Here is a 12,870-nt window from a genome sequence, read left to right on the forward strand (position 1 = left end):
CGACAGCCGATGCTAAATCAATTTGCGTAAAGCTGGCTGTTATTTGCAAGTGCGCCCTCCTGGCCGCCGCCGGAGTCGGAGTCGGCGGAGCTTGCGGACCCGCTCCCGGCGGGACGGATCGGGACCGATCCGCGCGTGCGGAGGAACTGGTGAGGCGTCGATCCCGGATGGCCCGCAGCACGTCTGCGGCAGCATCGCGAGCAACGGCAACCGGGTCGTCGTGGAGCGCCGGTCGCTGCCGGTCGCTACCCTGTGCTACCCGTCGGTGAGCCGGAGGTTGGCGAGCAGGCGGGAGCCGTCGGCGGTCAGGGCGATCAGGCGCCCGTCGCGGTGGTGGACGGTGGCCAGGCCGGCGTGGTGGCGCAGGGCGAGGTCGTCGGGGGTCGCGGACGGGAAGCGCAGGACGGCGCGGACCGGCAGACCGGGGCCGAGGCCCAGGTCGAGGGTGGTGCCGCCGGGTTCGGCGGTCGCCACGGCGTACAGGTCGCCGTCGGCCAGCAGGGTGGAGGACTCCGGCGGGCCGGAGAGGGGGCGGCGGGCGGTGCCGTTCTCGCCGGAGCGGACCAGCTCGCCGGCCTCCCGGTCGATCGAGAGCAGGCTGCCCTCGGCCAGGACGCGGGGGAGCGGCTCGACCGGCAGGTCCAGCCCGTGCCGGGAGCGCAGTTGCCAGCCCGGGGCGTCCCAGCGCCAGCGTTCGACCAGGGGCTGCTCGGCGACCAGCGCCGCGAAACTCCCCGGACTGCGGGCGGGCGGGCCCAACACCTGGGCGCCGTGGTCGAGTTCGCGCCACACCACGGTCGGGACGGCGGCCAGCGTGTCGTACACGGCGAGCGCGCCGTCCTCGACCACGGTGAGCAGCCGGCCGTCGAAGGACGACAGCGGTTCGGCGCCCAGCAGGGTGGCCCAGGGCCGCACCCGCCGGGTCGCCAGGTCGAGCCGGGCGATCGCGCGGGCGTCCCCGTAGCGGGCGACCAGCAGCGCGGCGCCGCCGTGGTCGGCGAGCACCAGCCGGTCCGCCGGGGTGCTCCAGCGGGCCTTGGTGCGGCCGTCCCCGGTCAGCAGCCGGACGCCCGCCTGCCCGCAGGCGACCAGCACCGCGCCGGACTCCAGGGCCGCCGCGTCGTGCAGCCGGACCCGGCCGGGCAGCCGGTCCGCGTGCACGGTGCCCGGCCCGCCGGGCCGGGACGCCCGCTCCGGCAGCGGCGGCAGGTCGGACAGCGGCGGCAGGTCGGCCGCCACCAGCGGGTCCGCGCGCTCCAGCAGCGCCCCGAACAGCTGCCGACGGCTGTGCTCGGGACGGTCCCCGAACCCGCCGTCCCGGACCACCGCCAGCGCCGCCGCCGTGGCCAGCTCCCGGTCCAGGGCCGCCGCGCCGCCCGGCAGCACCGCCATCGCCGCCGCGAACTCGCCGCGCTGCGAACGGAGTTCCGGCTCGTCCCCGGCCAGCAGGGCGCGGATCATCGGCGCCACCCGCTCGCCCGCGTCGAGTGCCCGCAGGTACGCCAGCGAGCGGGCCCGGACGACCCCGCCGAGCGCCACCCCGTCCCGCAGGTCGGCCACCACCAGCGGACGCAGCCGCTCGTCCGGCCAGGCCGCCTCGACCGCGCCCAGCCGGTCGCCCGCCGCCTGCCGGGAACGCACCCACGCCGTCCGCAGCTCGCGCGCCGCGCCCTCGTCGACCCGCTCCAGCCGCGTCACCACCGACAGGAAGGCGTCGTGCCGCTCGGCCAGCCGGACCGCCCGCCCCCGCTCGCCCGCCAGCCACCACGGCCGGATCGCCAACTCCGGCTCCAGGCCCCGCCCTTCGGCGAGCACCGCCGCGTCCCGGTGGCGGCCGTGCCGCTCCAGCAGCGCGACCGCCTCGGACGGGCGGGCCAGCAGGTCGGCCAGCGCGAACGCCGCCTCGTCGATCCGGCCCTCACGCTCCAGCGCCTCGGCCGCCGCCCGGTACAGCGCCGTCAGGTGCTCGTGGACGCTCGCACCCGAGAGCGCCGAGACCGGCCCGCCGGAATCGCGGTGCGCGGCGGGCCGCAGCGCACCGGTCCGCCGGGACGGCAGTGCCAGGGTCAGCCAGGAGTCCCGGCCCGACGACGGCGGCCGCCCGCCCAGCGCGAGCGCGTCGCGCAGCGCCTCCTCCCAGCGGCGCTGCCGGAACGCGGCGGTCAGCTCGCGCAGGTAGCGCGCCTGCCGGCCGCGCACCACCTGGGCCGCCGCGGGCGTGCGCAGCGCGAGCACGGCCAGCACGCCGTTCAGCGCCCGGCGCAGGGTGCGGCGGGCCCGGGGGCGGGTGAGGGCGCTGCCGCCCGTCCCTCCGGCGTCGCCCGGATTGCCGGCGTCGCCCGCGTCGCTGACGGAGAGCCTGGCCCGGCGGGACTCCGCGCCGACCACCAGGGCGGTGCCGATCCAGGCCAGGACCCCGCCGACCCACGCCGCCACGGAGCGGGAGGCGCCGAACAGGACGGCGGACGAACCCAGTAGCAGGAACAGCGTCGCCGCCAGCGGCAACACCGCCCACGCGCCCCACCGGCGCGCCCGGCGGGCGGGGAGCCGACCCTTCCGGGAGAGCGGGCCCTTCCGGGAGAGCGGACCCGGCGGCCGGTCCCCCCGCAGCCGCCGCAGCCGAGGGGACACCGGCCGGACCCCGGCCGCCGCCCGCAGATCGGACCAGGGCGGCGTGAGCAGCGACTCGACCACCGGCCCCGGCTCGGGCCCGGCCGCCGACAGCGGCTCCAGCCGACGGACCACCAGGCCCGACGGGTCGAGCCACCGGACGGGCGCCACCGGAGGCAGCGCGGCCAGCCGGTACCGCTCCGGCCGGCCGCCGCGCAGCACCAGCAACTCCCCGGCCCCGACCGCCGGTTCCTCGTCGGAGCCGGAGCCGGAGCCGGAGCCGGAGCCGGAGCCGGAGCCGTGTCCGAGGACGGGGCCGGAGCCGTGTCCGAGGACGGGGCCGGAGCCGTGTCCGAGGACGGGGCCGGAGCCGTGTCCGGGGCCCGGCCCGGCCTCCGGCAGGTCGAACGAGACCAGGCCGCCGGAGCGGGCCAGCAACGGCAGCCCGGGCGCCCGGTCGGCCCGGACCGCGACCGGCTCGGGCAACTGCAACAGCCAGGCGCCGCACGGAAGTTCGCTCAGCCGGGCGCCGTCCCGCCAGAGCCGTAGCACTCGCGCGGCGGCCTCCCCCGACCCCAGCAGCGGGACGTCCAGCAGGAAGCCCGCCGCCTCGACCGAGGCCCGGTGGCGGCCGACGGCCGTCTCGTTCACGTGCTGCTCCCGAGGGTCATCCGGACCAGGCCGGTGAAGGCGTCGCCGACCACCACCTGTCCGGGGCGCGGTTCGGCCGCGACCAGTGGCAGGGCGGGGTGGACCGAGGGCGGGACGGTGCCGCCGGAGAGCTGGCTCAGCGTCCGGGAGCCGTCCGTCCGGACGCTGCGGACCAGGACTCCGGCGGTGGAGCAGGTGACCAGCGCGAGGCCGTCGCCCTGCCGGACCAGGCCGATCGCCTCGGAGTCCGCCGGGACGATGGCCCGCAGGACGTGCCGGCCGGGGGCGGCCAACTGCCACTCCAGGCCGTCGTGCGACCAGGCGACCGCGTCCCGGGCGTACAGCCGGTGCGGCGCCCCCGGGTCTGCCGCCGCCGACGATCCGCCCTCGTACAGCCGGGGTTCGCGGGCCCAGCGGAAGCCGGCCGGCCCGCCGTCGGTCCCCTCGCCGGCCGGGCCGTCGTCGCGGACGGCGCCGTCCTCCGCGATCGACCACCAGCGGCCCGCGAGTGGGAGGGCGAGCGTGCCGTCCTGCCAGAGCAGCGGCAGCACCGGGGCGGACAGCAGGGCGTTCAGCCGGGCCGGGTCCAGGCCGAACGGGGCCCGGTCGATCGAGGTCGGGAACGGCTCGGCGGGCGGGCTGCCGACCAGCATGAGCCGGAGCTCGCTGCTGCCGTCCACCAGCGCCATCAGCCGCCGCCCGATCCGGGCCGCCGCGAGGACCGGCAGTCCGAAACCGTGGGTCCGTGGCCGCCCCGACTGCCCGTTGCCGTCGGGACGGACCCGGACGGCGACCAGTTGCTCGGGCCCCCTGCCCCGGCCCAGCAGGGTCGGCGCCAGCCCGGTGAAGACCGGCAGCCGGGCCCCGGGCACCGTCTGCGGCACCTGCTCCGCCCGCCGCCGGAACTCCCCGCCGCGCAGCGTCCGGACCGCCAACCCGCTCTCCGGGATTGGGAGTTCGCTGACGGACGTGCCGAGCGTGAGCCGGACCGAGCGGGCCCCGGACGGGCTCCAGCCGGCCGGCTCGGCGGTGAGCGTCCGGGGCGGTGCGGGTGAGAGCCGTCCGGCCAGGGCGGGCGTGGTCAGCAGCCACGCCTCGTCCGGGGCCTCCAGCGCCGCGCGGGCCCTCGCCACCGCGGCGCCGTCCGGCTCGACGAGGCTCCTGGCCTTCCGCCAGCGCGGCAGCAACTCGCTCAGCTCACCGGAGAGTTCCTCCTCCGCCGGGGCGCCGAGCACCCGTACCGCCAGCGCGCTGCCCCGGGCCGCCGCCCGCCGGTGCAGCACGATCAGCGCGGCGAGCTGCACCAGCCGGGCCGGCCCGGCCGCCCGCGGCCCCGCGTCCACCAGCGCGACGACCCGGCCGGTCGCCGGAGGCAACCGGAACTCCGGTGCCGTGTACAGCAGTTCACCCTCCAGGTGGCGGCGGACGAACTCCTCCGGCCACTCCTCGGCCAGCAGCCACTCGGCCGGCCGCAGTTGCTCCGGCCGCCCGCGCCGCCGCAACCCGCCGTACCCGTCCGGCTCGCCCCGCTCCGCCGTCCGCGGCTGCTCCGCGCCGACCAGCGCGTCCACCCCCAGCACCAGCGGCCCGAGCCCGACCGCCAACCCCCGGGACAGCGCCGACAGTTCGGCCGCCCACGGCGCGAGCGCCGCCGGCAGCAGACCGGCGGCGGACGCGGTGGCGGACGCGGCGGGGGGAGTGGGGACGGGCGGGGTCGGGTTCACGGGGCGGGCTCCGGGACGGTGGGCGCCGGAGTGGCGAACGCGGCCGGGCGGACGGGGAGTTCGGTGAGCAGGGCGAGGCCCGGGGGCAGCAGGACGAGCAGCGGCTCGGCGAGCGGCCGCTCGGCGGCGGACGCCAGCGCGTCGCGCCACAGGGCGGGGGACGGCAGCGGGCGGGCCGTGGTCGGGACGAGGACGCCGTCGTCCCAGCCCAGGTAGCGGACGCCGTCGGCCCACGGCAGATCGGCCGGGTCGCCGAGCACCACCAGCACCGGTTCGTCCCCGGCAGCCCCCGCTCCCGCCCCCGCTCCCGTCCCCGCCGCCGCCGCGCGCAGCGTCGCGCCGGCGGCGAGCCGGTCCCGGGCGGCGGCGGCCAGCGCGGTCGCGGCCGGGCCGAGGCCCGCCACCGCGGCGGGCGGCAGCGGCGGCTCGCGGTGCTCCCAGCGCAGGGCGACCCGGACGGGCGCGGGGCCGCCCGCCGCCGTCACGGCCGGACCGCCGCGACCAGGCGGCTTCGGACGGCGGCCAGCTCGGCGGGCAGGTCGGCGGCGGTGAAGGAGGCGTCGATCTCCCGCAGGGTCGCCTCCAGCCGCAGCCGCAGGTCACCGCCGACCGGCGCCCCGGCGGGTGCCGCCGCCGCGCTCTCCGTCTCCGCGAGCAGCGCGGTGCCGACCCGGGCCAGCCGTCCGGCGCGGGCCAGCGGGCCGCGGGAGAGCTCCTCGGCGGCGTACGCCAGGCCGTGGTTGGCGGCGGCGCCGACCAGGTCGGTGAGGGTGTTCCGGGCGAGGGCCTGGGCGTCGGGGGTGGGGGCGATCAGCGGCAGCACCCACAGGTCGCGTTCGGAGGCGGCGGTGCGCCCGTCGAGCGTCGCGGCGGCGGCGACCAGCCGCTGGGAGCGGACCGCCCGGCGGTCGCTGATCGGGACGCCGGCGGCGCGCAGCCGGCGGACGGCGGTGGCCAGCACGGGCGTGACGGGGTCGAGCGCGCAGTGGCGGGCGGCGGCGGCCAGCCGGTCGAGGACGGGGACCAGGCCGGGGCCGCCCGGCGGGACGGGGGCGGGGCGGCGGCCGGCCTCCAGCAGTTCCTCCAGCCGGTCGTCGGGCACGGGGGAGACGAACAGCCGGGCCAGGAAGCGGTCCGCGAAGGCCGCCAGCGCGGGGTCCTCGGGCAGGCTGTTGGCCGCGCCGACGCAGATCCGCAGCGGACTCGCCAGGACGGTCGCGCCGCGCCGGAACACCCGCTCGTTCAGCAGGCCGAGCAGGGTGTTCAGGACGGCGGTCGAGCCGAGGAAGACCTCGTCGAGGAAGGCGATCTCGGCCTCCGGCAGCATGCCGCCGGTCTCGTACTCGACCCGGCCCTCGCGCAGCCGGGCCAGGTCGACGGAGCCGAACAGCTCGTTGGGCTCGGTGAACCGGCCGAGCAGGTACTCGAAGTAGCGCCCGCCGAGCTGTCCGGCGACCCGCCGCACCACCTCGGACTTCGCGGTGCCGGGCGGGCCGACCACCAGCAGGTGCTCTCCCGCGACGGCGCACAGCGCCACCACCTCGGCCGGCACCTCGCGGTCCACCATCCCGGCGCCGGCGACGGCGACCGCCTCGCCGACCCGCTTCGCATCGGCCGTCAGGTCCGCGTCCCAGAGCTCAGTCACGAGGCCGGAGTGTACGGGCCCCCGCTCCGGGCACACCATCCGATTTGATCACCGACGGCTCGGGGACGGTCGGCTGCCGCCTCAGCCCAGCCGGGGCCAGGCCACCAGCCGCTCCAGGACGGCGGGGGCGCCGGCCGCCAGCAGGTCGGCGGCGGGGCGGCGCCGGTGCAGGGCGAGCAGCAGCTCGCTCGCGGTGCCGGTGAGCTCCAGCACGGCGGGGGCGTCACCGGCCGAACCGGCCGAACCGGCCGAACCGGCCGAGCCCGCCGAACCGGTGGGCTCCTCGGGAGTCAGGGCGATCGTCCAGTCGGTGCCCTCGGTGGTGCGCAGCCGGACCAGGGCGGGGTCGTGCGGCCAGGGGCCTGCGGTGCCCCAGGACAGGGCGAGGAACTCGTCGATGCCGTCCAGGGCGACCTCCGCCGGGACGGGCAGCGGCGCGCCGACGGCGAGTTGGGCGTCGTGCGCGTGCACGGCGGCCTCCTGCACCTGGTGGCGGACGACCGCGGTGCTGTCCTGCGGGCCGCCGGCGGCCTGCCACCACGTCCAGCACGGGCGGTCGGGGCCGGCCTCGCGGAGCGCGGCCAGCAGGTCGGCGGTCGCCGCCGCCGAACGTTCGAGCGCCTGCTCCAGCGTCAGGCCGCCCGCGATCTCGGGCGCGGCGGGCGTGAAGCCGGCCCCGGCGCGGACGGCGGACGCCCAGAACAGGTGCACGACGGTGAGGTGGTCGACCAGGTCCGCCAGCGTCCAGTCCGGGCAACTGGGCACCGGCGCCCCGGGATCGGACGCCCCCGCCGCGGCGGCGCGCAGCACGGCGGAGCGCTCGTCGACGAGGTCCAGCAGTTCAGGGAAGGTCAGTGAGGTGGCCATGGCGCCTGCCTATCACGTCCGACCGACGGCCGACGAAGGGAGACCACCGGGTCCGGCGGCCGCCGGCGGAACCGAGGGAGGGTCAGTAGCTCCAGCTGTAGATGCGGCCGCCCGACCCCAGCGCCGACGCCGCGAGCCCGGCGACTCCCCGCAGGACCGCCAGGAGGTCCTCCTCGGCGGGACACGCACCGGCTCGCCGCTCCTGCCCGGCGGCTGCGCGCAGGCGCGTCGCCGGGCGCACCGGACCCCGCCCGGTCGTGGTGACCGGGCGGGGTCCGGTGGGGGACGGCCGCCGTCCGGAGTCCGAAGGGGGCTCCCGGCCCGTGCGGGCTTCGGACGGCGGCCGCGTATCAGGAGCCGAGCAGCTGGAGTTCGGAGAGCTGGGCGGCGGGCCAGCCGGTGTTGCCGGTGACGGTCAGTCGCAGGTAGCGGGTGGGTGTGGCGGGGAGGTTGACGGTGACGGTGTTGCCGGTGGCGGGGTCGAAGGTGTAGCCGGCGGAGGCCACCAGGGTGGTGAAGGTGGTGCCGTCGGTGGAGCCCTGGACGGTGAGGGTCTGGGTGCGGGCGGCCCAGGCGGTCGCCGGGGGCAGCTTCAGCACGGCCTTGGTGAGGGCGCGGGAGCACCCGAGGTCGACCTGGATCCACTGCGGGAACGCGCTGTTGGCGCTCTCCCAGTAGGAGTTGGCGTCACCGTCGACGGCGTTGCCCGGCCCGTAGCTCTGGCTGGTGCCGGACGCGGTGGCCGGACGGCCCTGCGCCAGGTTGCCGCTGCCCGCCGGGCAGGTGGCGGACGCGGAGGGCGACGGGGACGGCGAGGTCGGGGCCGAGGCGGACGGGGACGGCGACGAGGTGCCGCTGCCGCCGCCGAACACCTGCAGTTCGGAGAGCTGGGCGGCGGGCCAGCCGGTGTTGCCGGTGACGGTCAGTCGGAGGTAGCGGGTGGGCGTGGCGGGGAGGTTGACGGTGACGGTGTTGCCGGTGGCGGGGTCGAAGGTGTAGCCGGCGGAGGCCACCAGGGTGGTGAAGGTGGTGCCGTCGGTGGAGCCCTGGACGGTGAGGGTCTGGGTGCGGGCGGCCCAGGCGGTCGCCGGGGGCAGCTTCAGCACGGCCTTGGTCAGGCTGGTCGCGCAGCCCAGGTCGACCTGGATCCACTGCGGGAACGCGCCGTTGGCGCTCTCCCAGTAGGAGTTGGCGTCACCGTCGACCGCGTTGCCCGCGCCGAGCCCCGCGTTGGTGCCGGAGGCGGTGGCCGGGCGGCCCTGGGCGAGGTTGCCGGTGCCGCTCGGGCAGGTGGCGGACGCGGAGGGCGACGGGGACGGCGAGGCCGGCGTCGAGGTGGAGGCGGACGGCGACGGGGTCGGGGTCGGCGAGGAGGTGGAGCCGCCGCCGACCGGAACGCCGTTGTACGTCCAGACCGGCGCGGGCCACTGGCCGGTGCAGGTCGAGCCGGTCAGGCCGGAGTTGCCGCCGCCGTCGGTGATCTGGAAGCCGGTGCCCACGCAGTTGTGGATCGGGGTGGCGGCCTGGGCGATGTTCTTGGCCTTGACGTTGGTGAACTTCATCTGGGCGTTGGCCTGCGCCTGGATCGCGTAGGTGCCCGCGCCGTCGATGTTCACGTTGGTCAGGTTGACGCCGGTGACGCCGCCCTCGATGGTCTGGATCGCCTCGTACGAGCTGTCCAGGATGTCGGTGTCGGTGACGTTGATGGTCGCGCCGTTGATCGGCTCGTTCAGGCCGTCGAACCAGATCGCGCCGACGCCGAACTGCCAGTTGTAGTCGCTGTTTCCGGTGCGGACCAGGGTGTTGCGGGCGGCGGTGATGGTGCCGGCGACGGCGGTGCCGTTGCCGGAGGTGACGCCCGGGTAGCGGTTGGCGATGTGCAGGCCGCCGCCGTTGGTGATGGTGTCGGCCATCACGTTGTCCGAGATGGTGAAGTCCCGGCCGCCGTACGTGACGATGTTGTTGGCGAGGATCGGCAGCACCACGGTGTTGTGGGTGAAGCTGTCGTTGGTGTTGGGCACCCGCTCCGGCCAGGAGGCCAGGCCGTCGTCGCCGGTGTTGCGCAGGAAGGTGTTGGTGACCGTCGAGTTGGTCACGCCGGTGTGGAAGTTGACGCCGTCCGCGGTCTGGTCGAGGATCCGGCTGTTCTTGATGGTGAAGCGGTCCATCGGACCGTCCATCCAGGCGCCGACCTTGGTGTGCTGGATCCACAGGTTGTCGACCGTGGAGTTGGACATCGCGCCGCCCAGGCCGTTCACCTGGTCGTCGTCGACCCGCTCGCGCACGTCGCCGATGATCGCGAAGTCCTTCAGCGTGACGTTCTGGCTGGGGCCGCCGGCCTCCTGCGGGCGGATCCCGCCGCCGTAGCCGCCGCCGGCCACGTACTTGCCGTAGATGCCCGCCGCCCGGTTGCGGTTGATCGGGTCGCGCCCGCCCAGCACGCTGTACCAGGGGCCCGCGCCGGCCAGCGTCACCTTGTCGACCACCACGTGGTCGTACAGCGTGAAGGTGCCCTGCGGGATGTAGACCGTCCGGCCCTGCGCCGCGCCCGCGTCCACCGCGGCCTGGAACTTGGCGGTCGAGTCGGCGGCGCCGGTGGGGTCGGCGCCGAAGTCCGCGACCACGTCGATCGCGCCCGCCGGCTTGGCGATCGGCGCGGCGACGTTCTCGAAGTCGGCCAGGTCGATGGTGAAGGTCGGCGACTGCGCGGTGGAGGAGACCTGCAGCCGGATCTTCGTCCCGACCGGGTAGGTGGTGCCGAGCAGGGTGCGGGTCTCGTCGAAGAAGTGGTGCGGGTTGGTGTCGCCCGGGTTGTTGTTGAACGGGTAACCGCCGTAGTACCAGCTGTACTTGGAGGTCACGTCGACGCTCTTCAGCTTCTGCCCGTTGACCAGCAGGTCCATCGAGGCGTCCCGGCCCTTGCCGTCCGCGGAGTCCGGCAGGCTGTAGCGGAAGTCGATCGAGTTGGCGGGCGCGGTGAGGGTGAACTCCACGTACTGGCCGACCGAGCCGAGGGTCACCGCCTGGCGGCCCGACGCCTCGGACGCCAGGTGCCCGTACTGCCGGTCCGGACCGACCACGGAGCCGTTGGTGGCCGCGTACTCGGCCTCCTGCTCGACGAACGGCACGCTCGCGCCGCGGCCCGGGACGGCCAGCGGCGACAGCGCGGGGACGGCGGCGGCGTGCGCGGTGCCGGCGTTGACGAACGCCACCGCCAACAGGCCGCTCGCGCCCAGCGCGAGGGTGGCCAGGGACGCGACGGTCCGCCTGGCGCGAGTGGGGGGATTCAGCATGGATGACCGTGCTTCCTGCATGGGGGAGGGCCCGGGTGGTGGCCGGGCGTGCCGAGCGTAGGGCCCGGCTCGGCAGGAAGTCCACGGGTGAGTGCAAAAAAGATACAGATTGACGCAAGATCAGTTGCGAAGGTGCGACGAAACCCGATTGTGGTGCCCATGGCGGGCGCGCCGCACCCGCCGCGCCGCCGCTACGGCGCCACCTCCTCCCCGGCCCCGTCCAGCACCGCCAGCAGCCGGGACCTGCACTCGGCGGCGAACGCCGGATCGCTCTCCCGGTAGTACGACAGCCCGGCCACCCCCACCGCCACCGCCCAGGCCCGGGACCGCCGCCAGGTCTCCGGCGACAGCGCCGCCGCCCGCCAGTACGCCCGCCGGGCCGCCGCCGGCAGGTCCCACACCGGGGCGTGCTCCGCGTCCGGGAAACCCACCGACAGGCCGCCGAAGTCGATCACCGCGTGCAGCGCCCCGTCCCGCACCAGCAGGTTGCTCGGCTTCAGGTCGCCGTGCAGCCAGACCGCCGGGCCGTCCGGCGCGGGCAGCAGCAGCCCCTCCCGCCAGACCCCGGCCAGCCGGGCCAGCCGCCCCGGGCCGAGGCCCGCCCCGCCGGCCGCCGCCAGCTCCGCGAAGTACGCCCCGACCCACTCGTCGCAGGGGCCCAACTCGCCGCCCCGGTACCAGTCCAGGCCCTCTCGCGCGGTCTCGTCCGGCACCGGCGCGGCGTGCAGCGTCCGCACCGCGCCGGCCAGCGCGGTGCCCAGCGCCGCCCAGTCCCGCACCGAGTCCGGGGCGGGCACAGTGCCCTCGATCCACCGGTACACCGACCAGGGCAGCGGGAACGCCGCCCCCGGCACCCCCTCGTGCACCGGCTCCGGCACCGCGTACGGCGCCAGGTGCGGCGCCAGCGCGGGCAGCCAGCGCCGCTCCTTGCGCAGCGCCCGGGCCGTCTCCGCCGTGCGCGGCAGCCGCACCAGCAGCTCCGCGCCCAGCCGGAACATCCGGTTGTCGGTGCCCGCCCCCGCCTCCGCCACCGGCAACTCCGCCCACTCCGGGCGCTGTTCGCGCAGCAGCGCCCGGACCGTCGCCCGGTCCGCCGCCACCTCGTCCTCGTGCAGTGTCATGGGACGAGCATCCCCGCCCGGCGGCGACCCGGGCGAACCGTTTTCCCCCCGCGCCCTCCTCCACCGCTTCAGCGGCGCGGCCCCGCCACCAGCCCGCTCAGCCGGACGACGCGCAGCTCGACCTGCCCGTACCCGTCCTCCCAGCCGGCCACCTCCGCGCAGCCGTCCGCCGCCAGCGGGTGGGCCGACTCCCCGGGGGCGACCGGCATCAGGCCCGACTCGCCCTCGGTGCAGAAGAACGCCAGGTGGTGCCGGAGCTCCGGGTGCCCGATCCCGGCCAGGCCCTCCTGCCAGGACTCCTCGACCTCGTCGTCCGGGTCGAACTCGAACTCCAGCAGTTCCTCCGGCCCCCGCCCGGTCTGCAGCGCGGCGACCAGCGCCCCGAACAGCGTCCCGTCCGAGACCAGCCGGGCGAACAGCACCGACCAGGCCCCCGCGAACGCCGGGTCGGCCAGGTCGACCCCGTGCTCCTCCAGCAGCGGCGCCAGGTCCGCGCCCCGGACCAGCGACGGCCGGAAGCAGGCGGCCTCGACCGCCGCCGCGAACCCGGCCGGCAGCGCCGCCCGCCCCGCCCCCGAGAAGTCGAACACCGACCGGCTCGCGTCGAACCTCGGCACCTCCCGCGCCGCGTCGAACACCCAGAACCCCGGCACGTCCTCCGCCCCGCGCAGCGCGGCCGGCCGCACCCAGGCCGGATCGGTCCGGAACCCGGTCTCGGCCGGCAGGTTCCCGCCGAGCTCGGCCGCGTACACGGCCCCCGGGTCGTACGCGTCGAGCGGCCGCCCGAGCAGGACGGCGAAGCCCTCGGAGAGCCGGCGCTCCCAATCGGGTTTCGCAGCAGTGGTGTTGGTCATGGCCGCACTGTAACGGCGCCCGCCCACAGCCGGGTTGCGGACGGCCGGACGACCGGCCGAGTGGACGGCCGGACGGATGGGCGTGCGGACGGCTGGGCGTGCGGG

The 12,870-nt window shown here is 76.9% G+C and carries 8 protein-coding genes; all 8 read right to left on the reverse strand.

Going from position 1 to position 12,870, the window contains the following annotated elements:
- Nucleotides 1-255 precede the first annotated feature (255 nt).
- The 8 genes from KSE_RS35230 to KSE_RS35265 all read right to left on the reverse strand — a co-directional run bounded on the left by KSE_RS35230 (nucleotide 256) and on the right by KSE_RS35265 (nucleotide 12,765).
- Nucleotides 256-3,261: a bpX6 domain-containing protein gene (locus KSE_RS35230; RefSeq protein ID WP_014140171.1), complete on the reverse strand. Its 3,006-nt coding sequence runs from the start codon at nucleotides 3,259-3,261 to the stop codon at nucleotides 256-258.
- Nucleotides 3,258-4,985 (reverse strand): hypothetical protein, encoded by a 1,728-nt coding sequence (locus KSE_RS39120; RefSeq protein ID WP_014140172.1) that lies wholly within the window; start codon nucleotides 4,983-4,985, stop codon nucleotides 3,258-3,260. The genes KSE_RS35230 and KSE_RS39120 overlap by 4 nt, the downstream gene beginning before the upstream one ends.
- Nucleotides 4,982-5,470 carry a bpX5 domain-containing protein gene (locus KSE_RS35240; RefSeq protein ID WP_014140173.1) on the reverse strand — a complete coding sequence of 163 codons (489 nt, stop codon included), beginning with the start codon at nucleotides 5,468-5,470 and terminating at the stop codon, nucleotides 4,982-4,984. Before KSE_RS35240 ends, KSE_RS39120 begins: the two co-directional genes overlap by 4 nt.
- Nucleotides 5,467-6,630, reverse strand: coding sequence for an AAA family ATPase (locus KSE_RS35245; RefSeq protein ID WP_014140174.1), 1,164 nt, complete (start codon nucleotides 6,628-6,630; stop codon nucleotides 5,467-5,469). Before KSE_RS35245 ends, KSE_RS35240 begins: the two co-directional genes overlap by 4 nt.
- Nucleotides 6,631-6,711: 81 nt before the next feature.
- Nucleotides 6,712-7,497 carry a maleylpyruvate isomerase N-terminal domain-containing protein gene (locus KSE_RS35250; protein ID WP_014140175.1) on the reverse strand — a complete coding sequence of 262 codons (786 nt, stop codon included), beginning with the start codon at nucleotides 7,495-7,497 and terminating at the stop codon, nucleotides 6,712-6,714.
- Nucleotides 7,498-7,847: 350 nt separating this feature from the next.
- The gene (locus KSE_RS35255) at nucleotides 7,848-10,790 is read right to left on the reverse strand and encodes a discoidin domain-containing protein (RefSeq protein ID WP_014140176.1); all 2,943 of its coding nucleotides are present in this window, start codon (nucleotides 10,788-10,790) and stop codon (nucleotides 7,848-7,850) included.
- A gap of 191 nt (nucleotides 10,791-10,981) precedes the next feature.
- The gene (locus tag KSE_RS35260; protein ID WP_014140177.1) at nucleotides 10,982-11,911 is read right to left on the reverse strand and encodes a phosphotransferase; all 930 of its coding nucleotides are present in this window, start codon (nucleotides 11,909-11,911) and stop codon (nucleotides 10,982-10,984) included.
- Between the two features lie 68 nt (nucleotides 11,912-11,979).
- Nucleotides 11,980-12,765, reverse strand: a complete 786-nt coding sequence (locus KSE_RS35265) for a hypothetical protein (protein WP_014140178.1) — start codon at nucleotides 12,763-12,765, stop codon at nucleotides 11,980-11,982.
- Between the last annotated feature and the right edge of the window lie 105 nt (nucleotides 12,766-12,870).

Source organism: Kitasatospora setae KM-6054, from assembly GCF_000269985.1.
GTDB lineage: Bacteria > Actinomycetota > Actinomycetes > Streptomycetales > Streptomycetaceae > Kitasatospora > Kitasatospora setae.

Bases quoted from the DNA above. Each gene is read 5' to 3' on its own strand.
- KSE_RS35265 (WP_014140178.1), bottom strand. From the start codon at position 12,765: ATGACCAACACCACTGCTGCGAAACCCGATTGGGAGCGCCGGCTCTCC.
- KSE_RS35255 (WP_014140176.1), bottom strand. From the start codon at position 10,790: ATGCTGAATCCCCCCACTCGCGCCAGGCGGACCGTCGCGTCCCTGGCC.
- KSE_RS35260 (WP_014140177.1), bottom strand. From the start codon at position 11,911: ATGACACTGCACGAGGACGAGGTGGCGGCGGACCGGGCGACGGTCCGG.
- KSE_RS35250 (WP_014140175.1), bottom strand. From the start codon at position 7,497: ATGGCCACCTCACTGACCTTCCCTGAACTGCTGGACCTCGTCGACGAG.